This window comes from Collinsella aerofaciens, assembly GCF_028206795.1.
In the GTDB taxonomy this organism is placed as follows: domain Bacteria; phylum Actinomycetota; class Coriobacteriia; order Coriobacteriales; family Coriobacteriaceae; genus Collinsella; species Collinsella aerofaciens_AX.
The window spans coordinates 198,426-219,617 of the sequence record NZ_JAQLFJ010000002.1 but is presented as its reverse complement, the minus strand read 5'-3'; the positions used below and the strand labels follow the sequence as shown (position 1 = coordinate 219,617).

Below are 21,192 nucleotides of genomic sequence, written 5' to 3'. Positions count from 1 at the left end.
CATGATGAAAGCGATTTCAATGACAGGGGTACTCGTGGTAAAGATGAAAGATGTCGCCGAGCTGGCGGGCGTTTCGAGCGCCGCGGTCTCGCGCTATCTTAACGGTGGCTATATTTCGGCAGATAAGGCCAAGCGCATTAAGCAGGCGATCGAGCAGACCGGCTACGTGCGTTCCAACCAGGCCCGCGCGCTGCGCACGGGGTCTACCAAGCTCATCGGCGTCATCGTGCCTAAGATCAACTCGGAGTCCATTAGCCGATTGACGGCGGGCATTGGGGAAAGGCTTCAGGCCGAGGGGTATCAAATGCTCCTTGCCAACACTGCCAATGACCCGGCGCGCGAGGTTTCGTTCCTTGAGCTTTTTCAGTCGTATCCCGTTGACGGCATCATTCTTGCCGGTACTGTAATTACTCCCGAGCATGAGGAATTCTTTGATTCTGCGCGAGTCCCCGTTGTGTTGGCCGGTCAGCAACTTGACGGCTGCAATTGTGTCTATTATGACGAATACGAGGCGGCGCGCGACCTTGCTCATCACGTGTGCGCCAGTTGTGAAGGCCCAATTGCGTATATGGGCGCCACTCGTCGGGACATCTCGGCTGGCGCTCTTCGCGAGGACGGTTTTCGCGCGGGACTCTCCGATGCCGGTCGTGAGCTCGATTCAAATCTTTATCGCGAAAGTTCCTTTACGGTGGATGGCGGTTACAGCCATGCTTGTGAGCTTCTAAAAGAAACACCCGCTCCTGCCTTTATCTCTTGCGCTACGGATACGATGGCCGCGGGAGCTATCCGTGCCTTAGCTGAGGTCGGTGTGGGCGATCCTGCGCGACGCGTTTCTGGTTTTGGCGATAACCAATTTTTGCGTGCCGTTAGCGGCGGAATTAGAACGGTGCACTTTGGCTATAAAACGATGGGCATCACTGCCGCTCAAATGATTCTTGAGGTTACGTCTGCGAGTTCGCTGCAAAAGAAAGACTTCCGTCAGGTTCAGCTGGGGCACAAAATCGTCGAGTGATTTCATTCGGATACCCTTTACCGCGAATTACATACCGCTCATCCCTGAAAGAAACTGAAAACGATTGCAGTTTAACTGAAAACGATTACATTTAAGTTAGCCACTAGGTTAACACCCGGGAAAACCGCCTAATTGGTTTAAAGGAGTCTTTGGCATCGTTTGATGCTCGGTGCTTATAAAGGACCAATGAGGTTAAAGTGGCGAAGGTTATTCTGATGAAGAAGGGGAGAGGTGTTCGTTCATGGCAGCTTCGGTTGATGCTAAGAAGATCATCGAGCATGTTGGCGGTAAGTCCAACATTAAGCGGGTTACGCACTGCACTACACGTTTGAGGTTCAATTTGGTCGACAATAGCAAGGCCAACAAGGAGGAGCTTGAGGCTCTCGGTATTCTCGGCGTTGCTGATATGGGTACTCAGTATCAGGTAATTGTCGGCCCTACCGTTGAGGGTGTTTATAGGGAGATCATCGGAATTCTGGGCGATTCGTTTGGCAAGGGCACCTTGGATGATGAGACTGAAGAGCCCGTGCGCGAGCCTGGCGTTTTGAATGCCATTAAGTTCTATGGAAACAAGGTCTTTGATGTGATTTCGGGTAGCTTTACCCCTATCATTCCGGCCTTCTGTGGTGCTGCAATCGTTAAGGCTATTCTTTCGATTTGCACCATGACGGGTTGCCTCGCTGCGGATTCTAGTACGTATGCTGTTCTTTCGGCGGCCTCTAATTCCATTTTCTACTTCCTGCCGATCGTTCTGTCTGTGTCGATGGCGCGTAAAATTGGCGCCAACCCGTATCTGGCTGCTGCTGTATCGGCTTCGCTTTTGGAGCCCAACTTTACTGCCCTCGGTGGCAATGGCGAGATGAGCAGCTTTATGGGTCTCCCGATGGTGCTCATGAGCTATGCATCGACGGTGTTCCCCGCGATGCTTTCGACGACTTTGCTGTACATTGTTGAGAGTCTGCTGAAGCGCATCGTTTACAAGGACCTGCAGGTCGTTATCGTTCCTACGCTTTGCCTGCTTGTGGTTGTTCCCGTGACCATGCTTCTGGTTGGCCCCTTTGGTTTCTACGTTGGCCAGGCCCTGTCCAACTTTGTGATGTGGCTCATGGCTACCATGCCTGTTCCTGCTGGCTTTATCCTTGGTTCCATCTGGATGTTCGTGGTCCTGTTTGGTCTGCACTGGGCTATCATTCCGGTCTTGATCGCTAACATCGCGGCTTTGGGGTCCGATCCCGTAATGGCGGCGCTTGATATGACGATTTTTGCAGCCGCTGGCGCTGCTGCGGGTGTGTTCATTAAGGCCAAGAATTCCCAGCTTAAGTCCGTTGCATTCTCGACGATTATTCCCGCCCTTCTTGGCGGTATCACCGAGCCAGTGATTTACGGCATCTCCCTGCGCTACCGTAAATCCATGGCTATCATGTGCCTGATGACCGGAGTCGCTGCTGCTTTTGTTGCTGCAACTGGATGTGGCGAGATGTCTACTGCCGGTGGTTTCCCCTCTATTGTTACGGCTACTAATATTCCGATGTACTGCGTTGGCTGCGCCATCGCTTTCTTTGGCACCGCCGCCCTGCACGTGGTTCTCGGCTTTGGCGAGAAGTCCGAAGAGGAGCTCGGTTAGTATCTTAGCGACAGAAACGGTGTCAAGGAGCTTGTTGTGAGTGAGTTAATTGTTCGATGCGATGATTTTGGTTTGACGCAGGGTTGTTCGCTCGGCATTCTGCGAGCCCTGGAAAATGGCTGCATTTCTTCAGTCGGAGTTATCGTCAATACCGGTGTTCGTTCTGATGATGCTCGATCCCTTGCGGCTCATGAGGGCATATCGATCGGTCTTCACGTGAATGTTGTCGCGGGTAAGCCGGTATCGAACTCAACTTTGGATTCCGGTTTGGTTGACGACGAAGGGAATTTCTTTCCTTCAAGGCGCTATCGAACCTCGGAAGTGGATTTAATCGATGTGGATGAGATTGAAGCCGAAACTCAGGCGCAGGTAAGCAAGTTTCAGAGCTTGTTTGGATTACTTCCGGCCTATATCGATTGTCATTCCGTGGGAACGCCGCACGTTGATGAGGGCTTGAGTAGGGTCGCTAAGAGGATCGGAGTCCCCTATGTTGACTTCACTCTTACGAGCCTAAGAGAGCATTCATGTATCTATGCGCCCGATTTGCCAAATAACATGGTTTACGATTCGTACGACCCTCTTCATTTTCTGATGAGTAGCGAATCGGGAATTTTGACCCACGAGAAGACGTTCGTGGTGTTTCACCCTGCTTTCCTTGATGAGGGCCTGATGGAGATCTCTTCGTTGCGTGAAGGCAGAATGAAAGATCAGGCTGCGCTGTCGTCTCCGGTATTGAAAAAGTGGCTAGACGATAACGATGTTATGTTGCGTCCAATTGGATTTGGCTGCTAAGACAATCGGCGCTATTCACGTTGCGCGCTATGGCAGTTTTTGCTATGGCGCGCACTGCATCATCAGTGCGTTGCATCTGAGATTGGATGATTTTTTATGAGCAATTCGCTCACAAGAGATTTGCTTCGGCTTGTTGAAGACTGCGAGCTAAATGCCAAGAGCGTTTCTTATCGCTGGGCTCAACAGTTTCACTTAATGCCGCCGTGTGGGTGGCTAAATGACCCAAACGGACTTCATCAGCGTGATGGGGTATTTCATGCTTTTTATCAGTATGGACCCACGGATGCTGAGGGTAACGGTTCAAAAATGTGGGGACATGCCACTAGCCGTGACCTTATGAAATGGGAAGACCTGGGCGTCGCTTTGCTGCCGGATGAATCCTTCGATTGCCATGGTGTGTATTCTGGTTCCGCGCTGGTTCATGATGGTATGGTTTCGCTGTTTTATACCGGTAATGTCAAGCTGCCTTGTGGCGACGGTTCTTGTGACTATATTTACAACGGTCGTGAGGCAAATACCATTTTGGTTAATACGGCGGATGATTCGTCATTTGGTGCAAAGCAATTGCTCATGACCAATGACGATTATCCCAATGATCTTTCGTGCCACGTGCGCGATCCGAAGGTTTGGTCCGTCGACGCTCCATGTGGACGATATCTTATGGTGCAAGGCGCTCGTCGTAGTGTCGATACCGGGAATGAACGTCTTCAGGGGGATACCTCTTCTCGGGTAGAGCTGTTCAAGCGACTTCATGGCGCGAACTGCTTTTCTGATCAGGGGGAGGTCCTGCTGTTTGCTTCCAATAATCTTGTTGATTGGACTCTGCAGAACCGAATCACGACAACCCATCAATTTGGGTTTATGTGGGAGTGCCCCGACTATTTTGAGCTGTCTGACGTTAGTGTTTTGTCCGTTTGCCCCCAGGGATTGGCTGGTGCCGATTGGGATCGACGCAATTTGTATCATTCGGGGTACTTTACGCTCGACGGAGATATTTGCTCTGAATATGAGCTTGGTGAATTCCATGTATGGGATGCTGGCTTTGATTTTTATGCACCTCAGACTTTTAGGTCGGAAGACGGTCGACGTATTCTGATCGGTTGGATGGGTCTGCCGAGCGATGGTTCCTATGGCAATGATCCGACTGTTGCTGAGGGCTGGCAGCACTGCCTGACGGTGCCGCGCGAGCTTTCGGTTGGTGCCGATGGTGTGGTGCTGCAGCAGCCGGCGCGCGAGATCGAGCATCATTATGCCTCGGCGCATGTGGGGGAGGGTTCGTTGGAGGTTGCCGGCGATACCTGCTTTGATGTTAGGGTCGATGACGTTGACGGCGCGTTTGCCGCGACCGTTGATGGTGAGCTGTTGCTGTCGTATCTGCCAGCCGAAGGCGAGTTGCCCGCGCGCTTTGAGATGCGCTTTGCCGATGAGTCGCGTGCCTCTGCCGGCTGCGGGCGCACCGTGCGCTGGGAGCCCGTTGACGAGGTGCGTAACGTGCGCATTGTGGGCGACGTTTCGTCGGTCGAGGTGTTCGTCAACGACGGCGCGCTCGTGTTCTCGACGCGCATCTACCCCGAGGCCTATGGCGTGTCCGTTGACGCTGCGGGCGCAAAAGTGACCTATCACGTGCTCAACATCTAAACGGCTTGTCGCGTATCGGCGCTATACTGCAGCCGTTGCCCACGATGCGGGGAACATCCGCATCTTGGGTTTTTGTTTGTGAAGGGACGGTGCCGCGTGGACGTGCAACAGCTAGAAGAGGCTTGGATTTTGAGGGCCTGTGCGCGTGAGGCGCGTCTGGTTGCGGCCCCACATATGCCGGCAGCGCTGTCGCAGCTGGGGATTGTACGTCCCGGTGACCGCCTGGTTGCGTTTGCCGATGACTTTACCGATGCGTTTGCTCGTGGCTTTGATAGCTGCGATGTGGTGCTGCTGGGGGAGCCGTCTGTCGCGGCGTTTGCTGCTGCGTCCGGGGGCTTTGATGCTTCGTATGCTGCCGCGGGGCCGCACCTGTGGTGGTTCGTCAACTCGATCGGCGGCTTTGGTCTGCGTGTGCCCGATTTGCGCGCTCTGGGTCGCGCGGCTCGTGAGGCTCATGCGCTGCTCGTAGTGGATAACACTCTGGCTGGCGTATTTGGGTGTGATCCACTGCGTCTGGGTGCCGTGCTGTCACTCGAGGCGCTCGATCGCGTGTGTGCTGGCAAGGCTCCGCGCAAGCTTGCGGCGGCATCGGTCGCGCGCTCGCAGCTCAAGCGCCATCGCGTGGATGCTGCTGCCGAGTGCGCGCATGTGCTGCTCGAGGGGTGCGGGATGACCGCGCTCGATCTGTCCGCCGATGAGGCCGAAGTTCTAGAGCGTGGGCTTGACACGTTCGACGCCCGCATGCAGGCTCACTTCGATCGCGCCCGTGCGCTGGCTGAGTATTTGACTGCGAATGAAATGGTACACAACGTGCGCTATCCCGGGCTGACCTCACACCCCGATCACGCCGTCGCGACGGGTATCTTGGAGCACGGTTTTGGTCCGGCGGTAGAGTTTGACCTGATCGGCTGCAATGTGGGCGAATTCCTCAGCATGCTTCCGGATACATTTCGCACATCACCCGCCGGCGGCCCAACAACGCGCCTCTCAGCTCCGCGCGGCAAGCAGGCAACCACCATCCGCCTCTTCGCCGGCACTGACGATCCTTTACAGGTAGCCGCTACTCTAGACAACGATCTCAGAAAGTAGCTCATCGGGGCCTGTGCCACGAAAACGGCCTATCTACTACGTTTAACCCCTAGGGGTCGGCCATACCCGCCTTTTTTGAAAATCGTCAAGCCGTCTACCAGCGGTTTTGTTTTCGGAATTTTCGGCATGGTCGGGGGTATTCGTCTAAACGTAGTAAATAGGCCCATTTTGTGGCACGCATCTTAATTCGTAAGTGCGACGGGCTATTAAACAGCCCTAAATAGACGACTCTGCGTTGATGGTGGCGATGAGAGTGTCGGCCCGGGTTGCTATGACGTTGTTGATCTCCGTCTGTAGGGTTTCGTATGCCTCAATGGCGCGCTCGCCGGCAGGGGTGAGGGTAGATCCGCGGGCGCCGTCGCGCTCGATGAGCTTGCAACCCAGCTGGCCTTCGGCCTCGTTTACGATGCGCCATGCCTTGGAATAGGCCATCCCCATGCTCTTGGCGGCGCGGTTGAGGGAGTGCTCACGGGCGATGCCCTGCAGCAGCAAGACGCAGCCGTGGCCAAACACACCCGGCAGATCTTTGTCGCACGATTGAATGACCAGTCGTGCCGTCGTCTTGTACTTCATATCCCGCACGTCTCCCCGCTAAAGTGTTTACTGGGCAAACGCTAGCCTTGCGTCAAACCCTCGTGTGCTTTCTTAAATCATGCATTGTAGCAGCCAAAGTGCGTTAAGATACTTGCCCAGTATTGGGCGCCCAAGGTTGGGCTGGGTCCTACGAGGCCTGCAGCCGACCGGTCGCATGGAAAAAGGAGAAACATGGCTACGTTCTTTCCCGGTGAGTCCCACACGTTTTCGGAGTATCTGCTGGTCCCTGGTTACTCGTCCTCGCAGTGCATCCCCAACAACGTCTCTCTCAAGACGCCGCTAACCCGCTTTAAGCGCGGTGAGAAGCCGGCAATCACCCTGAACATCCCCATGGTTTCCGCCATCATGCAGTCCGTCTCGGGCGTCGACATGGGTGTCGCGCTCGCTACCGAGGGTGGCCTGTCCTTCATTTACGGTTCCCAGAGCGCCGAGTCCGAGGCCGCTATGGTCAAGGCCGTCAAGGATCACAAGGCCGGCTTCGTTCAGTCCGATTCCACGCTGACCCCCGACATGACCATGGAGCAGGTCATCGAGCTCAAGGAGAAGACTGGTCACTCCACTATGCCGGTTACCGACGACGGCACCCCCAAGGGCAAGCTCCTGGGCATCGTCACCAGCCGTGACTATCGCCCCAGCCGCGATGACCACCAGACGAAGGTCTCCGAATTCATGACCCCGCGTGAGCAGCTCATCGTGGGCGACAAGAACATCAGCCTCAAGGTTGCCAACGACGTCATTTGGGACAATAAGCTCAACGCCCTCCCCATCGTCGACGACAACGATCACCTCATGGGCATCGTCTTCCGCAAGGACTACGACAGCCACAAGACCAACCCCAACGAGCTGCTCGACGGCGACAAGCGCTACATGGTCGGCGCCGGCATCAACACCCGCGACTACGCCGAGCGCGTGCCGCTGCTCATCGAGGCCGGTGCCGATGTCCTGTGCATCGACTCCTCCGAGGGCTTCAGCGAGTGGCAGAAGCGCACCATCGAGTGGATCCGTGCCAACTACGGCGAGGACGTCAAGGTCGGCGCCGGCAACGTCGTCGATGCCGAGGGCTTCCGCTTCCTGGCCGACTGCGGTGCTGACTTCATCAAGGTCGGTATCGGTGGCGGTTCCATCTGCATTACCCGTGAGACCAAGGGCATCGGCCGTGGCCAGGCTACCGCGCTGATTGACGTCTGCCGCGCTCGCGACGAGTACTACGAGGAGACCGGCGTCTATGTGCCCGTGTGCTCCGACGGTGGCATCGTCTACGACTACCACATGACGCTCGCTCTTGCTATGGGTGCCGACTTTATGATGCTGGGCCGTTACTTCGCCCGCTTTGACGAGAGCCCGACCGAGCGCGTCAACGTCAACGGCCAGTACATGAAGGAGTACTGGGGCGAGGGCTCCGCGCGTGCCCGCAACTGGCAGCGCTACGACCTGGGCGGCGCCGCGAAGCTCAGCTTCGTCGAGGGCGTTGACTCCTACGTGCCTTACGCCGGTTCTCTGAAGGACGGTGTGGGCGGCACGCTCTACAAGGTCAAGTCCACGATGTGCAACTGCGGTGCCCTCTCGATCCCCGAGCTCCAGGAGAAGGCGCGCCTGACCCTGGTCTCCTCGACCTCGATCGTCGAAGGCGGCGCCCACGACGTTGTCGTCAAGGATTCCCAGCAGAGCGTCAGCTACCGCTAGGCGGCTTTCCCAAGCACCGCACCTTGCCGTTCAAACCGTCGCTCGCGTACCAAAGTACGCGTCACTCCTCTTTCACGGCAATCTGCGGCACTTGGAAAACCCGATCATGCTTGGGCGGGTAACAATTAGCGGTTGATTCACAACCACGTTATTTAGATAAAGCGAGATGCATGCAAGTCGCAGGCATCTCGCTTGTCGTATTTGCTATCATCAGTCATTCTAGCAACTACAGCATTTCCGCAGGTAGAACGCCTGCATAAAAAGATTTAGTCCCTAAAAGTCCCTATGAAACATATCCGGACTTTACAAAAGCGTCCGCTACGACGTCGACCAACATCAATTTATCCGGTCGGATGTAGTGCTTCTCGGACACTCCACTCGGCTTATGGCCCATCAATAATTCCAGCTTCTCGCCCTCGATATGGATGTCGTAGTCCCATGCCGTTCGCCAAGACGGTCGCAGGCTCCTGATGGTGTGCGGGTGGGTGCCGCTGCCGTCGAGAGACTTCTTCCAAGCCGTGTTCACCGTCATCCCGGATGCCGGTTTGCCGCCACGGCCCTCGAACAGCCAGACGTGCCCCTCGGCCGCCCTCTCGGTCGCAATCTCAAGCAGGCGCTCACCCCACTTCGACGGCACAACTATGTAGCGCTCGCTCGCCATGCGCTTCACTCGTTCCTCTACGTCGCGCTTGTCGACTACCTCCTTGTTGATTCTCACGAGCAGGCACGGCATACCGTTCTTCGCCGTCACCATCTCCATGTCGTCGAGAGTCACCGCCCTCGCCTCACCCGGTCGGCATGAGCCGAAAGCGCACAGCAGGAATATCGGTTCGATCCTGTTGCCCTTGACGTGCTCGGCTATGGACAGCAGCTCTCCAATCCGATAGATTCCGTCGTCCATCTTCTCGCAGCGCTCCGGTATCGTGAAACCGACGATCGGGTTCCTGTCGGTCATCTCGAACTTGTTGGCTATGCCGTATATGCTGGACAGCAGCGTGATTGTTTTGAGCGCCTGATTCCTGGTCAGGCCGTCTACATGGCTCTGAATCTCAAGCGGCTTTATGTCCCTGAGCAGGCGCTTTCCAAACTTCGGTTCGACGTGGTTCTTCCAGACGCTCTTGTACATCACGAGCGTTCTCGGCGCGAGGCCACGCTTCTCGCAGTCGGGCAGGTACAGCCTGTAGTAGGCGTCCATCAGCGTGTGGTTGTGCTTATCGTCCGTGGAGTAGGTCGCTATCAGCCTGTCGCGCTCCGCCCTCGCCTCCGTCAGCGTCCCGGTGAAGTTCGCGCTCAAGCGCCTGTAGCCCTTTCCGTCGCCCTTGTCCCCCCAATACCTAATCCTGTAGCGGTTTCGGTCTAAACGGGCGATAGAACCCCTCTCAGCGCGTTTCCGTGGCATAATTAACCTGCTTTCCTACCGTGTGTGGGATAAGTCCTCTGGAGGCGTCGTTCATCTTGGCGGGTGGCGGCGCCTCCTGCTCTCTAGTTCCTGACCGAGTACCGCTTGCCGCAGTGGTTGCAAAGGTACTCGCGCTTTCCCTTCCTGCCCATCGCGGCACCGACCACCATGCCCTCAAGGCGGAACAGTTCGGCGCCAATGAGCGCCTTTCCAGCGCTTGTGGACTTTGACGTGTTGTTCAGGAACGTGACGTCGGTGGAGCCGCACTTCGGGCAGCGGAGTCCCGCCTTGCGCTGGGCCTTCTTCACCTTCTCCGGGGTTGTGTCAATCGCTTCTTGGCTTGGGGCCGCGACCGGCTTTTCGGCAGTTTCGGGCTTCGTCGCTGAGGTCGGCTTCTTCTTGTCGTCCTGAAGCTCGCGCCTGCCCCATTCGGTGTTCCTGAGTACGAGGGCGCATACCAGGCAGACGGCGAACGCGGCGCACCAGTACGGCGCATACGGCTTGTAGTCGTCGACGATAAGCGTGCACGCCGCCACGGGCAGCGTCACGAGAAAACCGATGCCGCCCAGCAGCAGAACGATTAACTCCACCAGAAACGGCGGCTCTTTGGTTTTAGCCATTACGCACTCCTCTTAGAACGCTTGGAATCTCGCGTGGACTCTTTGCTTTTAGCGCTCTGGAACTCCGCGTACTCGTCGATTTTCTCTTTAGAGGTCGGCGTGCAGTTGCGGTAGTCGTCTAGAAGCGCTTCTTCGTCTTTTGTCAGCGGCGGCGGCGCATAGCGCGTCGGCTCCCTGCCGACGAGTTCGTCGAGCGTGACGCCAAGCGCCTCGGCGATCGTAATCGCGTTCGCGATTGACGGCACGCGCTTTCCGCTCATGTAGTTGGACATCACTCCAGTGCTTAATCCACAAAGCCTACACAAGTCGGCAGGCTTCATATTTCGGCTGTCGAGGATGCCTTGCAGCCCAGCTAGAAGGGTCATTTTCGTCTCCTTTCCTTCTAGTTGAAAGTAATTTTACCCAAATTGTTGTTGACACGACTGTCGATAAGAAGCAACATACGGAATTGCGAGCTAGCGAACGAAAGCCGCTAGCGAACGAAAGCAGTCGGAAAGGAGGTAACGATAGTGAATACCTGCGCAAAGAACGTCTCGGAGTACATCAAGTCAAAGGGAATCACGCAGCAAAAAGTTGCCGATTTGCTAGGACTCGGATGGAACGCGACTCACGCAAAACTCACAGGTGAGCGCCCGTTCACTCTCCAAGAGGCCGTTATCCTCGCCGACTTCATCGGCTGTTCGCTCGATTGGCTTACTGGGCGCAACTCAGACCAGTAGCCTCCAACCGCGTTTTCCCTCGCGGACTCGACTGCCCTCTTCTCTCCTCCCATACCACACGGAGCCAGTTCAGTTTTGTCTCCTTGCTGAACCCCTACTAGCAGCCGAGTCCGCGCGGGAAACCGCGCAATGTCCCAGACGGGACGCGCACTTTGAGTACCGAATATTCGCCACGAAAGTGGTAGGACCCAATCGGCATCGCGCCGTGCGGGTGGTAAGCCGTGAGTGCCAGACCGCGTCGCGCGGTAACCACGGACACACTGGGGTTTTGTGACCTTGCCCCAGCCGCCAGCGGCGACAGCAGCCGATACGGGCATCTGATAACCCAGACCGCCATTTGCCCTTCGGCGGTCGCGTCGCAAGAAGATGTGTACAGCAGCCGTGTCGGTTGCCGTCGCCGCTGGCAAACACGTTCTCGGTAGTGTAACGGTTTTAGCACGGCTGATTCTGGTTCAGTCAATCAGGGTTCGATTCCCTGCCGAGAAGCCATCGCGGGATAGAGTACGGGTAACTCAACGGCCTCATAAGCCGTGACATGGGGGTTCGAATCCCCCTCCCGCGACCAACATGGGACATGCCCAGCGGAGCAGCCATTGCGCCGTATGGTTTGTCCCGCCAACGGCTTGGTAGCTCAGTAGGAAGAGCGGGTGAGTGAAGTTCACCGCGTCGGGGGTTCGACTCCTCCCCAAGCCACCATTTGCGTGTAGCTCAGCTGGTAGAGCGCCCGGCCGTTAACCGGGAGGTCGCAGGTTCGAGGCCTGCCGCGCGAGCCATGCCGCCAATTCCACTAGGGGATGACGCACGCAGGGGATTACGTTGCCCCTGCCTGAGTGAATGGTTCGATCCCATTTGGCGGGTCCATTGGTGCGTAGCTCAAGGGTCAGAGCACTCTGTTGATAACGGAGAGGCTGCTGGTTCGAATCCAGCCGCACCAACCATCGCCGCCTTAGTTCAAAGGTAGAACTCCGGTCCTCCAAACTGGCAATGCGGGTTCGACTCCCGCAGGCGGCTCCACTTTCGGAGCATTGGCACAGTAGCTACTGCAGCGGGTTGCTAACCCGTAGACCTCGCACGAGGCCCGTAGGTGCAAGTCCTACATGCTCCGCCAACGGAGGGTTGGCAGAGAGGATTATTGCAGCTGTCTAGAAAACAGCAGGTCGTTGATAGCGATCCGTGGGTTCGAATCCCACACCCTCCTCCATTTGTCGTCATAGCCCAAGGGATAGGGCGGCTGTCTCCTAAACAGCAGGTTGAAGGTTCGAATCCTTCTGGCGACTCCATGTGCTGCTGGCCGAACAGCTAGGCAGCGGAGTGCAAATCCGCGCAACCAGGTGCGACTCCTGGGCAGCACTCAACAGGCGTGTAGCTCAACTGGTAGAGCAGCGGTCTCCAAAACCGTGGCGGTAACGCCGATGGGGGTTCGAATCCCTCCGCGCCTGCCCACTTCTCCAAAACCAAATACCTAAGAAGGAGGTAACTGATGGTTTATATTGACGACCTTAATCGCCACGTAAACTGTAACGGCGAAACCAGCGCCAGCGTCACGCTCAGGTTCGACAAAAACACTGCGAAGGCAATCTACTATTGCAATTCTTGCCACGCCATCAAGAAAGCCATCGTGGAAGCCCTGCAACGTGACATCATATCAAGGACGTTCCCTGATGTTTCAAGCCCGAAATACCTCGGGTCATTTTGCTGGGCTAGCACGCCCAAAATCGAGCGCGTCATCTTCCATGGCCCCGCGACCATCGTCTACTGGGAGGACGGCACCAAGACCGTCGTCAAGGCGCATAACGAGAAGTTCGACAAGGAGAAGGGCCTGCTCGCCGCGATCGCTAAGAAGGTCTACGGCAACAAGGGCAACTTCAACAACATCATCAAGCACTTCGTCGAGGAGTAGCGGATGGACGATTATCTGGTTATAGGCGAGACGTGCCTGTCTGGACTCAAGCTGATTGAGGCTTTTAAAAATGAGCCAGAGTTCATCAGAATCGAAATCGACCCGGAGCACAAGGACGTTTTCGAGGATTGCCTAGAGAACGCAAAGCCGCTGTGCGACGGTGACTACATCTATACGGCTCTCGGCATGTTCCTGTCGAAGGTCTATCCCAACCAAGACACAACCGAATAGCACGAAAAAAAGCCCCTGCCACATTCCACAGCGCGGGGGCTTTGACCTAGGAAGGAGGTCGGCATGAGTGTAGCAGATTTGCAGCTGTTCAACAGCGAGCGGTTCGGCAAGCTCAGAGCGACCAAGACCGAGTCAGATGAAATCTGGCTTGCCGCGACCGACGTCGCCAAGGCTCTCGGTTTCCGAGACGCAAACGGCATCACTCGACTTCTCGATGATGACGAGAAGTGCTGGTCGGCGGAACTCCCACAGAATGTGTGTGAGATGGAAACCAGCGACGCTCGCCGCAAGGGAGGACTCAGGCTTATCAACGAGTCTGGTTTCTACCGAGTGATTATGGTGAGCCGCAGCCCCAACGCCGCACCGTTCCAGCGTTGGGTTACTCACGAGGTCCTGCCGTCAATCCGCAAGGACGGAGGCTACATCGCCACCAGCGCCGAGGACAGCGATGCCGACATTATGGCGCGCGCCCTGCTGATTGCCCAAAAGACCATCGACCGCAAGAACGAGCTTATCGCTCTCCACGAGGCGACCATCGAGGACATGAAGCCCAAGGCGCTGTTCGCAGACGCCGTGGCAGACTCCGACGGCACCTGTCTTATTGGCGAGCTTGCCAAGATGATGTGCCAGAACGGTCTTGAGATCGGTCAGAACCGACTTTTCAAGCTGCTCCAGCGCGACGGCTACCTCGGCAAGTCCGGCTCCAACCGGAACGTGCCGACCCAGCGCTCCATGGACATGAAGCTGTTCCGCATCAAGGAGACGGCGGTTACCCATAGTGACGGTCGAGTCACCATCAACCGCACTCCCAAAGTAATTGGAAAAGGCCAAGCATACTTCATCGGACGCTACTGCGGGGCGGTGTCAGATGGACTCTAACAACAAAGGACGACCGACAGTTGATTGGTTTGCAGACCAGATGCTCAGGGCCGTCGAGAAGTCAGCAAAGGAGTTCATCGAGGGCGTGACAAAAGCAGAGCAGCCGCAGCAGTCGACACTGTCGATCGCAATGGCGGCCGGGTTGCCTGCGAGGATTACCTACACGGTAGCCGAGTGCGGCAAGTTCACCGGACTCGGACAGGATAGGCTCCGGCGCGACCGCGAGAAGGGTCTTATCGACTTCATCGAGCCTGACGGCGAGCGCGGCGCACGCATCAGCGTGTTCGAGCTTGACCGCTATCTAAAGGACATCGGAGCGCTGCTATGACGACGTTCCGAGTCGATTTCGTCCGTGGCAAGGACAGGCCGCGCTTCACTGGAACCGGCCGCACCTACACGACCAAGCGGACGCACGATGATGAACAGGCGATTCGAGCGGCCTATATTGATGCAATCGAGAGGGAGGGCAACGTCTTTCCGGCTGAACACCAGACAGGGCGTGAGCCGTTCATCCTAATTGTCGATGCGTACCGCGTCCTCCCCAAGTCACGTCCGAAGAAGGTCCTCTGTGAGGAGGATACGTTCAAGCCAGACTGGGACAACATCGGAAAGTTGATTTCCGACGCGCTAAATGGTCTTGCTTGGAAGGACGACTCCCAAGTAGTAAAGGCTGACGTAAGCAAGTGGCCGCGTATGAGGGGCGTGGAGAACGACTACATGATTATCACCGTCATCCCGTTCGGACTCATGAGCATGGACGAGGTCGCGGAGGTGAACCCATGTCGATTGTAGGCGAGAACAAGTACTTCACGCTAATCAGGACTCCTGATGGCGACAACGACGCATGGCTGGCCCAGCGCCGTAAGGGAATCGGAGGTTCCGACGTTGCTGCCATTATGGGACTCTCTCATTATCGCGGCCCCTACGAGGTCTGGGCAGAAAAGCTCGGATACATCCCGCCAGCAGACCTCTCGGACAATGAGGCTGTTGAATGGGGGAACATCCTCGAACCCATCGTGGGTGGTCATTACGCCAGTCAGCATCCAGACCGCATCGTCAGGCGCGTCAACGCCGTCTGCCAGAGCATCGAGCGTCCTCACGCTCAAGCGTCACTAGACTACGAGGTCAAAGACCCCGATCTCGGCTGGGGAATCTTGGAAATCAAGACGGCGTCACTCTACAGGGAGCACGACTGGGACGACGGCGTGCCCATCTACTACATCACTCAGATTACCCATTACATGAGCGTGACCGGGCGCAAGTTCGCGGACGTGGCCGTGCTTATCGGCGGCCAGATTTACAAGGAGTTCCGCGTCATGCGCGACGAGGAGGACGTCCGAGCCGTCAACAAGGAGGTCGATGACTTCTGGTCGATGGTCGAGGACGACGTCGAGCCGCCGATCGGAGAGGTCGGGGCTGAAATCAAGGCGCTCCTCGCAAAGCACCGGACGCCCGGCGAGCTTGTCGACATGGACAAGACTCCGAAGGAGGCCACCGACTGGCTGAATGCCAAGGAGTCCCGAGACGCTGCGGTCAAGGAATACCAAGGCGCCGTCAACAGGCTGTGCCAGCTAATCGGCGACAACCGAGGGATTGTCACGCCGGACGGCAGGTTCACCTGGTCGCGCTACAAGAAGAACGGTCAAGACACGAACGGCGGCATCAGGTTCGCCGCCGCTAAGAAAGAGAAGGAATAACTTTGGGAGCTATCACGCAGGCGAAACAGGAGATTAAGCAGTCCCAGAATCAGGACAACTCCTTCGCCGGACTTATCAAGCGTTGCGCACCGCAGCTGCAGGCGGTCATGCCCAAGGGCTTCACGCCCGAGCGACTGACTCAGCTGGCGATCGCCACGTACAAGCAGACGCCCAAGCTCGCCGAGTGCTCCGTCCAGAGCATCCTCGCGTGCTGCATGAAGTGCGCCGAGCTTGGTGTCGAGCCGAACGACATCATGGGCAACGCATACGTCCTGCCGTACTACAACAAACAGACCAAACGCATGGAGGCCCAGTTCCAGCTCGGCAAGAACGGAATGCTGGAGCTTGTCCGCCGCTCTGGTCAGGTCAGCACCATTGACACCGAGTGCGTCTACGAGGGCGACGATTTCGATTACTACGAGGACGAGACCGGTAAGCATTTCCACTACAGGCCCAACTTCGACTCCGAGCACAATGACGAGGACCTTAAGCTGGTCTATTTGACGTGCCACCTGAAAGACGGTGGATTCGTGTTCACAAAGATGACCAAAAATGAAATCGACAAAATCAGGGAGCGCTCCAAGACCTCGAAGTTCGGACCCTGGGTCACGGACTACGCGGCAATGGCGGAAAAGACTGTCATCCGTAAAGCGTTCAACCGTGGCAAGCTCCCGCGTTCCGTCGAGCAGGCAAGCATCGTCGCGGCTGATGACCGCACCCCGATCGTCCTCGACGAGGAGGGCAACCGCCTTTTCGAGGACCCGCTGGCTCCCGAGCCGACCGATATGCCCGCAAACGTAGACGCCGAGACTGGCGAGATTATCGAGGAGGTTTCCGAGTAATGCCCACCAACCATGAGCTTACCGAGGAGGAGCGCAAGCTGGCGCTCAAAAAGGCGACCGAGGCGCGCAAACAGCTCGCCGAGATTCGCCGCAAGATGAAGTGGATGGAGGTCGAGCCGCTTGAAGTGCTCGACGCTCCCGAGGCGCAGCGTATGCGCCTGCGCTACTTTATCGGGTCCCTGCCGGGCGTCGGCAAGACCAAGACCGATCAGATTTTGGAGGAGCTTGGCATCGACGAGAAGCGCCGTCTCGGTAGCCTCGGTTGCCGACAGCGCGACAAGATCGTGAAGCTGCTCAACGAGAGGAAGAAATAGTGTCCATTAACCGAGTGCTGGTCACGGGCAACCTGACCCGCGACCCAGAGCTTCGCGCCACCCAGAGCGGTTCGCAGGTGCTCAGCTTCGGCATCGCCGTCAACGACCGACGCAAGAACCAGCAGACCGGCGAGTGGGAGGACTACCCGAACTTCGTCGACTGCACCATGTTCGGCACCCGCGCCGAGAAGATTGCCAACTACCTCGCCAAGGGTTCCAAGGTCGCCATCGAGGGCAAGCTGCGCTACAGCTCTTGGGAGCGCGACGGCGAGCGCCGTTCCAAGCTGGAGGTCATCGTGGACGAGATTGAGTTCATGAGCCGCCGAGACGAGCAGGGCGGTGCCGTTATCAGCACGCCTGTTCCCGCTCCCGTTCGCCCCGCAGCGCCCCGTCAGGCGGCTCCTGTCGCCGCTGCCGAGGTCTATGACGAGGACATTCCGTTCTAGGAGGATTCAGATGAATCTTGAGCGCGACGGCGCGCCAGACGCCGGACCCAACTACGAGTGCGGACAATGCGAGTCGTTCGCGTTCATCGGCGAGAGCGGCTGCGGCTTCTGCAAGCGAAAGTACGCCCAGTGGTACGACGAGCGCCAGAGCATCGGCGCTGCGGACGTGCTCGGCTGGGTGCAGGAGAACGCGATCGAGGAAAGCGACGAGCCTTGTAACGGCTTCGTCGAGTACTGATTTGTGTGCGGGGCGGCCTTCACGGGCCGTCCCGCTTCTGGAAGGAGGTGGCTTTTGAACGAGTGCAAGACGGGCGCCGTCGTTACCGACTCGGATTTCGACCGCGAGGACTTCCGGCTGTGCATCGAGTGTCCCTGCAAATGCGACTGGTTCAAGGCCAGCTACCCGTTGGCGGGTCGTGCGCACCCGCTGGAAGGAGATGGAACAGATGGAGATTAAGACCGTCGCTGAGTACGGGCACACGCCCGAGCGAAAGCACAAGGGCGATGCCGGAGCAGACATGCGGGCCTTCATTCCGCGTCCCGTGACCATCGGGGTCGGGGAGTCCGCCTGGATTGACCTCGGCGTGAGCATGGAGATTCCCGATGGCTACTTCGGTTTGCAGGCCCCGCGCTCGGGACTCGGGTGCAACTACGGCATCTGCCTGTCGAACGGAGTCGGCATCATCGACTCGGGATACCGAGGCCCCATCAAGGCCAAGCTGCTCAACCTTGGCGAGAAGGCCTTCACGGTGTATCCGGGCGATCGCGTCTGCCAGATGGTAATCATCAAGTGCGAGGACGTCGATTTCCTGAACGTCGACGAGCTGTCGGACAGCGACCGTGGGGCGAACGGCTACGGCAGCACTGGGGTCGAGTAACGCACTTATATAAAAGGAGGTCAAAATGGTAGATGTAAAGATTTTCGCTGAGAATCTTGAGGAGAGCGCCAAGAAGCAGGTTGACGAGATTGCATCGTGTCCGGCTTTCGAGGGTGCCACGATTCGCATCATGCCCGACGCCCACGCCGGAAAGGGTTGCGTGATCGGGTTCACAGCGAACCTTGGCGACAAGGTTATTCCGAATCTGGTCGGAGTCGACATCGGTTGCGGTATGCTCTGCGCCCCTCTCGACGAGCGTATCGACCGCTACGATTTGATTCAATTCAACCGCGACGTGAAGAAAGCTGTACCAACTGGGTTCAGCGTTCACAACGAGCCGAAATGCAGCCTTGAGAATGACTACGGTGTTGTGAATGGCGCCTATCTCAAAGGGGTCGAGCGGATTGAGTGCTCCATCGGCACGCTGGGCGGCGGCAACCACTTCGTTGAACTCGACGAGGACGAGTATGGGTATCAATATCTTGTGGTTCACACCGGTTCTCGCAATCTGGGCAAACAGGTAGCCGAGTATCACCAGACAATGGCGCAGGAAATGTGCAAGGAAGATGTTCCTCGCGATCTCAAGTACCTCGTGAGCTTTGCGGCAAGCGCATATCTCAACGACATGCGTATCTGCCAGAGATACGCTACTGATAACCGTTTCCACATTCTCAAGCAGATTAAGGAACGCACTGGAATCAAGCTGGACCTGAGCGCTCGATTCGAGACGATGCACAACTACATATCCGATGACAACGTTATCCGCAAGGGCGCAATCAGCGCACACACTGGCGAGAAGGTCCTTATCCCGTTCAACATGCGCGACGGCTCAGTAATCGCCGTCGGCAAGGGCAACAATGATTGGAACGAGTCCGCTCCCCACGGCGCTGGTCGTGTCATGAGTCGTGCGCAGGCACGCGCCAACTTGGACACCGAGAAGTTTGTATCAGAGATGAAAGAGGCTGGCATCTACTGCCCGAGCGCCTGTGAAGCGACGCTCGACGAATCGCCTGAGGCATATAAGAGCGCCGACGAGATATTGCGGCTTATCGAGCCGACAGTTGAGGTCATCCATCACCTAAAGCCGATTTGGAACCTCAAGGCGACCGACATGAGGGGGTGGCGACATGACCGCTCCATGTAAACGTGAAACGGCATATGCCAGCCCCGTAGTCGTGTTGTTCATCTTGATTGCCGTTGTCGGTTGCATCGGAGGTCGGTTCAAATGAAGCACGACTGCCAAAGCTGTTCCAAGTGGGACGATTTCAGCGGCGGCTACTACGGCGTGTGCGAGCGCATGGCGCAGCACAACTACCTGCTGAACATCAAGAACAAGCAGCTCTCGACGGGGGAGTTCATCGACTGCATCATCGACAGCGTAACGCCCTGCGACGGCTCATGCATGTTCTGGGCCGGTGCCAAATGCGATATGTAAGCATCTTCTCGGGAGTCGAGGCGGCGACGCTTGCTTGGGAACCGCTCGGATGGGAACCGCTCGCGTTCTGCGAGATAGACGACTTCCCTAGCGCGGTACTTGCCGAGCGTTGGCCGAACGTCCCGAACCTTGGGGACATCACCAAAGTAGATTGGAAAAAGGAGATTCATGGAGCAGTTGACCTTGTGGTCGGAGGAAGTCCATGCCAGTCCTTCTCGATCGCAGGAAAGCGAGAAGGTCTTAAGGGAGCTTCTGGACTCATGTTCGAGTACATACGTTGTGTTCAAGAGCTTATGCCTCGGTGGTTCCTGTGGGAAAACGTCAAAGGAGCGCTCTCGTGTGAGGGGGCGGCTTTCGGACAGCTGCTCGGAGAAATGGATGCCCTCGGGTACGGTTTGGCGTGGCGAGTACTGGACGCGCAGTTCTTCGGCGTGGCCCAAAGGCGCGAACGTCTCTTTCTTGTCGGACACCTTGGAGACGCGCGCGCCTGCGAAGTACTCTTTGAGCCAGAAAGCATGCGCTGGGATACTCCGTCGAGCCGAGAAAAGAGGAAAGCCGTTGCCGCCGCTTCTGGACGCAGCATTGCGCAAGGTAGCGGAGCAGGACGCCTAAACCCAGATGACCAGCACGACACATTCTCGATCGCCGGGAACATCATCGGGCGCAAGCCCGAGAACGGCGGCAATGGGGTTCCAAGAACCTGGGGAGCCTATGTACACCCTGACGACGATTGACCGTCCGGCGGTGGCGTTCAAGTACCACCAAGGCTCAAAGGCAGGCGGCATCGGAGCCGCTGTGGAGCAGTCACCGACACTCACTGCCGACTACCACAATCCTGCGGTTATGTACGAGGAGAGTGAGACATGCACAGCTGGCTTATCCGAGACAGGGCAGGCAAACCAGGGGGGGGGCAAAGGACCTTTGATTCAAGATGAAATCAGCGGGACCCTGAGCACGGTCAACAACCAGAGCCTCGTGTGCATGACTGACACGCAGAAGAACACGAGCGTGGACACCGAAGTTAGCGGAACGATCAGCGCCCACACCCGCAAAGACCCGCCAGTCGTCGCTTTCAAGCATCACCAAGGAGCGACGGACGGCAGCGGCTCCGACGAATCGGAGCCGATCGCAGGTTATCACAACATCAATGATAATACGACCGCAGAAAGCGGCATCAGCTCGGTAGTTCGCCGCCTGACTCCGCTGGAGTGCGAGCGGCTGCAGGGTTTCCCGGACAACCACACCAGAATCCCGTGGAAGGGAAAGCCTGCTGAGGAGTGCCCGGACTCACTGCGCTACAAGGCGTGCGGCAACAGCATGGCCGTCCCGGTCATGCGCTGGCTCGGCGAGCGCATCGAGGCGGTCGACAGGCTATAGAGCAGCAGAGCCGCCGGGAATCC

The 21,192-nt window shown here is 57.2% G+C and carries 27 protein-coding genes and 10 tRNA genes; 33 read left to right on the top strand and 4 right to left on the bottom strand.

Annotated elements, in window-relative coordinates; translation table 11 throughout:
• The first annotated feature begins 43 nt into the window (after positions 1-43).
• The 5 genes from PMX70_RS02285 to PMX70_RS02265 all read left to right on the top strand — a co-directional run bounded on the left by PMX70_RS02285 (position 44) and on the right by PMX70_RS02265 (position 6,155).
• A complete protein-coding gene (locus PMX70_RS02285) occupies positions 44-1,012 on the top strand; it encodes a LacI family DNA-binding transcriptional regulator (protein ID WP_271742763.1) in 969 nt (322 codons plus the stop codon).
• A 241-nt stretch (positions 1,013-1,253) separates the two neighbouring features.
• Positions 1,254-2,636: a PTS transporter subunit EIIC gene (locus PMX70_RS02280; protein ID WP_271742737.1), complete on the top strand. Its 1,383-nt coding sequence runs from the start codon at positions 1,254-1,256 to the stop codon at positions 2,634-2,636.
• A gap of 36 nt (positions 2,637-2,672) precedes the next feature.
• Positions 2,673-3,428 carry a ChbG/HpnK family deacetylase gene (locus tag PMX70_RS02275; protein WP_271742736.1) on the top strand — a complete coding sequence of 252 codons (756 nt, stop codon included), beginning with the start codon at positions 2,673-2,675 and terminating at the stop codon, positions 3,426-3,428.
• 96 nt (positions 3,429-3,524) lie between these two features.
• The gene (locus PMX70_RS02270; RefSeq protein ID WP_271742735.1) at positions 3,525-5,066 is read left to right on the top strand and encodes a glycoside hydrolase family 32 protein; all 1,542 of its coding nucleotides are present in this window, start codon (positions 3,525-3,527) and stop codon (positions 5,064-5,066) included.
• 96 nt (positions 5,067-5,162) lie between these two features.
• The gene (locus PMX70_RS02265; RefSeq protein ID WP_271742734.1) at positions 5,163-6,155 is read left to right on the top strand and encodes a PLP-dependent transferase; all 993 of its coding nucleotides are present in this window, start codon (positions 5,163-5,165) and stop codon (positions 6,153-6,155) included.
• A gap of 216 nt (positions 6,156-6,371) precedes the next feature.
• On the opposite strand, the gene PMX70_RS02260 is transcribed toward PMX70_RS02265, so the two are convergent.
• The gene (locus PMX70_RS02260) at positions 6,372-6,728 is read right to left on the bottom strand and encodes a winged helix-turn-helix domain-containing protein (RefSeq protein ID WP_271742733.1); all 357 of its coding nucleotides are present in this window, start codon (positions 6,726-6,728) and stop codon (positions 6,372-6,374) included.
• Between the two features lie 192 nt (positions 6,729-6,920).
• Here PMX70_RS02260 and PMX70_RS02255 point away from each other — a divergent pair, with 192 nt between their 5' ends.
• A complete protein-coding gene (locus tag PMX70_RS02255; protein ID WP_055251158.1) occupies positions 6,921-8,432 on the top strand; it encodes an IMP dehydrogenase in 1,512 nt (503 codons plus the stop codon).
• A 283-nt stretch (positions 8,433-8,715) separates the two neighbouring features.
• Here PMX70_RS02255 and PMX70_RS02250 read toward each other — a convergent pair whose 3' ends face one another.
• From PMX70_RS02250 to PMX70_RS02240, 3 genes are all read right to left on the bottom strand, one after another.
• Entirely contained in the window at positions 8,716-9,831 is a 1,116-nt protein-coding gene (locus PMX70_RS02250; RefSeq protein ID WP_271742732.1) for a tyrosine-type recombinase/integrase, read from the bottom strand.
• A gap of 83 nt (positions 9,832-9,914) precedes the next feature.
• Positions 9,915-10,451: a hypothetical protein gene (locus PMX70_RS02245; protein WP_271742731.1), complete on the bottom strand. Its 537-nt coding sequence runs from the start codon at positions 10,449-10,451 to the stop codon at positions 9,915-9,917.
• Positions 10,451-10,816, bottom strand: coding sequence for a helix-turn-helix domain-containing protein (locus PMX70_RS02240; RefSeq protein ID WP_271742730.1), 366 nt, complete (start codon positions 10,814-10,816; stop codon positions 10,451-10,453). Before PMX70_RS02240 ends, PMX70_RS02245 begins: the two co-directional genes overlap by 1 nt.
• Positions 10,817-10,960: 144 nt before the next feature.
• Between PMX70_RS02240 and PMX70_RS02235 the strand changes: the two genes are divergently transcribed.
• The 27 genes from PMX70_RS02235 to PMX70_RS02105 all read left to right on the top strand — a co-directional run bounded on the left by PMX70_RS02235 (position 10,961) and on the right by PMX70_RS02105 (position 21,169).
• Positions 10,961-11,170, top strand: a complete 210-nt coding sequence (locus PMX70_RS02235; RefSeq protein ID WP_271742729.1) for a helix-turn-helix domain-containing protein — start codon at positions 10,961-10,963, stop codon at positions 11,168-11,170.
• Between the two features lie 412 nt (positions 11,171-11,582).
• Positions 11,583-11,659: transfer RNA gene (locus tag PMX70_RS02230), tRNA-Gln, on the top strand.
• A gap of 1 nt (position 11,660) precedes the next feature.
• Positions 11,661-11,735: transfer RNA gene (locus tag PMX70_RS02225), tRNA-Met, on the top strand.
• A gap of 55 nt (positions 11,736-11,790) precedes the next feature.
• Positions 11,791-11,866: transfer RNA gene (locus PMX70_RS02220), tRNA-Phe, on the top strand.
• A 1-nt stretch (position 11,867) separates the two neighbouring features.
• Positions 11,868-11,943, top strand: a tRNA-Asn gene (locus tag PMX70_RS02215).
• An 89-nt stretch (positions 11,944-12,032) separates the two neighbouring features.
• Positions 12,033-12,108 (top strand) — tRNA-Ile (locus PMX70_RS02210).
• 2 nt (positions 12,109-12,110) lie between these two features.
• Positions 12,111-12,184 (top strand) — tRNA-Gly (locus PMX70_RS02205).
• Between the two features lie 5 nt (positions 12,185-12,189).
• A tRNA-Ser gene (locus tag PMX70_RS02200) sits at positions 12,190-12,278 on the top strand.
• 2 nt (positions 12,279-12,280) lie between these two features.
• Positions 12,281-12,371 (top strand) — tRNA-Ser (locus tag PMX70_RS02195).
• A gap of 3 nt (positions 12,372-12,374) precedes the next feature.
• A tRNA-Arg gene (locus PMX70_RS02190) sits at positions 12,375-12,450 on the top strand.
• Positions 12,451-12,526: 76 nt separating this feature from the next.
• Positions 12,527-12,609, top strand: a tRNA-Trp gene (locus PMX70_RS02185).
• Between the two features lie 41 nt (positions 12,610-12,650).
• Positions 12,651-13,070, top strand: coding sequence for a hypothetical protein (locus PMX70_RS02180; protein ID WP_271742727.1), 420 nt, complete (start codon positions 12,651-12,653; stop codon positions 13,068-13,070).
• Between the two features lie 3 nt (positions 13,071-13,073).
• Positions 13,074-13,301, top strand: a complete 228-nt coding sequence (locus tag PMX70_RS02175) for a hypothetical protein (protein ID WP_271742726.1) — start codon at positions 13,074-13,076, stop codon at positions 13,299-13,301.
• A gap of 63 nt (positions 13,302-13,364) precedes the next feature.
• Positions 13,365-14,180 (top strand): phage antirepressor, encoded by an 816-nt coding sequence (locus PMX70_RS02170; RefSeq protein WP_271742725.1) that lies wholly within the window; start codon positions 13,365-13,367, stop codon positions 14,178-14,180.
• Entirely contained in the window at positions 14,170-14,508 is a 339-nt protein-coding gene (locus tag PMX70_RS02165; protein ID WP_271742724.1) for a hypothetical protein, read from the top strand. The genes PMX70_RS02170 and PMX70_RS02165 overlap by 11 nt, the downstream gene beginning before the upstream one ends.
• Entirely contained in the window at positions 14,505-14,972 is a 468-nt protein-coding gene (locus tag PMX70_RS02160; RefSeq protein ID WP_271742723.1) for a RusA family crossover junction endodeoxyribonuclease, read from the top strand. The genes PMX70_RS02165 and PMX70_RS02160 overlap by 4 nt, the downstream gene beginning before the upstream one ends.
• On the top strand, positions 14,960-15,877 hold the full coding sequence (locus tag PMX70_RS02155; RefSeq protein ID WP_271742722.1) for a YqaJ viral recombinase family nuclease: 918 nt from the start codon (positions 14,960-14,962) through the stop codon (positions 15,875-15,877). The genes PMX70_RS02160 and PMX70_RS02155 overlap by 13 nt, the downstream gene beginning before the upstream one ends.
• Before the next feature lie 2 nt (positions 15,878-15,879).
• On the top strand, positions 15,880-16,719 hold the full coding sequence (locus PMX70_RS02150) for a recombinase RecT (RefSeq protein WP_271742720.1): 840 nt from the start codon (positions 15,880-15,882) through the stop codon (positions 16,717-16,719).
• On the top strand, positions 16,719-17,033 hold the full coding sequence (mihF, locus tag PMX70_RS02145) for an integration host factor, actinobacterial type (RefSeq protein ID WP_271742719.1): 315 nt from the start codon (positions 16,719-16,721) through the stop codon (positions 17,031-17,033). The genes PMX70_RS02150 and mihF overlap by 1 nt, the downstream gene beginning before the upstream one ends.
• Positions 17,033-17,479 carry a single-stranded DNA-binding protein gene (locus PMX70_RS02140; RefSeq protein ID WP_271742717.1) on the top strand — a complete coding sequence of 149 codons (447 nt, stop codon included), beginning with the start codon at positions 17,033-17,035 and terminating at the stop codon, positions 17,477-17,479. Before mihF ends, PMX70_RS02140 begins: the two co-directional genes overlap by 1 nt.
• 10 nt (positions 17,480-17,489) lie before the next feature.
• Positions 17,490-17,717: a hypothetical protein gene (locus PMX70_RS02135; RefSeq protein ID WP_271742716.1), complete on the top strand. Its 228-nt coding sequence runs from the start codon at positions 17,490-17,492 to the stop codon at positions 17,715-17,717.
• Between the two features lie 54 nt (positions 17,718-17,771).
• Entirely contained in the window at positions 17,772-17,936 is a 165-nt protein-coding gene (locus PMX70_RS02130; RefSeq protein ID WP_271742715.1) for a hypothetical protein, read from the top strand.
• Complete coding sequence (dut, locus tag PMX70_RS02125) at positions 17,926-18,357, top strand: dUTP diphosphatase (RefSeq protein ID WP_271742714.1); 432 nt, start codon at positions 17,926-17,928, stop codon at positions 18,355-18,357. The genes PMX70_RS02130 and dut overlap by 11 nt, the downstream gene beginning before the upstream one ends.
• A 25-nt stretch (positions 18,358-18,382) precedes the next feature.
• Positions 18,383-19,501, top strand: a complete 1,119-nt coding sequence (locus PMX70_RS02120) for an RtcB family protein (RefSeq protein ID WP_271742713.1) — start codon at positions 18,383-18,385, stop codon at positions 19,499-19,501.
• Positions 19,502-19,582: 81 nt separating this feature from the next.
• Positions 19,583-19,792 (top strand): hypothetical protein, encoded by a 210-nt coding sequence (locus tag PMX70_RS02115; RefSeq protein ID WP_271742712.1) that lies wholly within the window; start codon positions 19,583-19,585, stop codon positions 19,790-19,792.
• Complete coding sequence (locus PMX70_RS02110; protein ID WP_334203825.1) at positions 19,756-20,526, top strand: DNA cytosine methyltransferase; 771 nt, start codon at positions 19,756-19,758, stop codon at positions 20,524-20,526. Before PMX70_RS02115 ends, PMX70_RS02110 begins: the two co-directional genes overlap by 37 nt.
• Positions 20,504-21,169 (top strand): DNA cytosine methyltransferase, encoded by a 666-nt coding sequence (locus PMX70_RS02105; RefSeq protein WP_271742710.1) that lies wholly within the window; start codon positions 20,504-20,506, stop codon positions 21,167-21,169. The genes PMX70_RS02110 and PMX70_RS02105 overlap by 23 nt, the downstream gene beginning before the upstream one ends.
• Positions 21,170-21,192: the final 23 nt, after the last annotated feature.

Coding starts and splice junctions, on each gene's coding strand:
- PMX70_RS02115 (WP_271742712.1), top strand. CDS start 19,583: ATGAAGCACGACTGCCAAAGCTGTTCCAAGTGGGACGATTTCAGCGGC.
- PMX70_RS02270 (WP_271742735.1), top strand. CDS start 3,525: ATGAGCAATTCGCTCACAAGAGATTTGCTTCGGCTTGTTGAAGACTGC.
- PMX70_RS02180 (WP_271742727.1), top strand. CDS start 12,651: ATGGTTTATATTGACGACCTTAATCGCCACGTAAACTGTAACGGCGAA.
- PMX70_RS02255 (WP_055251158.1), top strand. CDS start 6,921: ATGGCTACGTTCTTTCCCGGTGAGTCCCACACGTTTTCGGAGTATCTG.
- PMX70_RS02245 (WP_271742731.1), bottom strand. CDS start 10,451: ATGGCTAAAACCAAAGAGCCGCCGTTTCTGGTGGAGTTAATCGTTCTG.
- PMX70_RS02170 (WP_271742725.1), top strand. CDS start 13,365: ATGAGTGTAGCAGATTTGCAGCTGTTCAACAGCGAGCGGTTCGGCAAG.
- PMX70_RS02280 (WP_271742737.1), top strand. CDS start 1,254: ATGGCAGCTTCGGTTGATGCTAAGAAGATCATCGAGCATGTTGGCGGT.
- PMX70_RS02160 (WP_271742723.1), top strand. CDS start 14,505: ATGACGACGTTCCGAGTCGATTTCGTCCGTGGCAAGGACAGGCCGCGC.
- PMX70_RS02175 (WP_271742726.1), top strand. CDS start 13,074: ATGGACGATTATCTGGTTATAGGCGAGACGTGCCTGTCTGGACTCAAG.
- dut (WP_271742714.1), top strand. CDS start 17,926: ATGGAGATTAAGACCGTCGCTGAGTACGGGCACACGCCCGAGCGAAAG.
- PMX70_RS02285 (WP_271742763.1), top strand. CDS start 44: ATGAAAGATGTCGCCGAGCTGGCGGGCGTTTCGAGCGCCGCGGTCTCG.
- PMX70_RS02105 (WP_271742710.1), top strand. CDS start 20,504: ATGTACACCCTGACGACGATTGACCGTCCGGCGGTGGCGTTCAAGTAC.
- PMX70_RS02240 (WP_271742730.1), bottom strand. CDS start 10,816: ATGACCCTTCTAGCTGGGCTGCAAGGCATCCTCGACAGCCGAAATATG.
- PMX70_RS02110 (WP_334203825.1), top strand. CDS start 19,756: ATGCATGTTCTGGGCCGGTGCCAAATGCGATATGTAAGCATCTTCTCG.
- PMX70_RS02155 (WP_271742722.1), top strand. CDS start 14,960: ATGTCGATTGTAGGCGAGAACAAGTACTTCACGCTAATCAGGACTCCT.
- mihF (WP_271742719.1), top strand. CDS start 16,719: ATGCCCACCAACCATGAGCTTACCGAGGAGGAGCGCAAGCTGGCGCTC.
- PMX70_RS02250 (WP_271742732.1), bottom strand. CDS start 9,831: ATGCCACGGAAACGCGCTGAGAGGGGTTCTATCGCCCGTTTAGACCGA.
- PMX70_RS02260 (WP_271742733.1), bottom strand. CDS start 6,728: ATGAAGTACAAGACGACGGCACGACTGGTCATTCAATCGTGCGACAAA.
- PMX70_RS02165 (WP_271742724.1), top strand. CDS start 14,170: ATGGACTCTAACAACAAAGGACGACCGACAGTTGATTGGTTTGCAGAC.
- PMX70_RS02120 (WP_271742713.1), top strand. CDS start 18,383: ATGGTAGATGTAAAGATTTTCGCTGAGAATCTTGAGGAGAGCGCCAAG.
- PMX70_RS02135 (WP_271742716.1), top strand. CDS start 17,490: ATGAATCTTGAGCGCGACGGCGCGCCAGACGCCGGACCCAACTACGAG.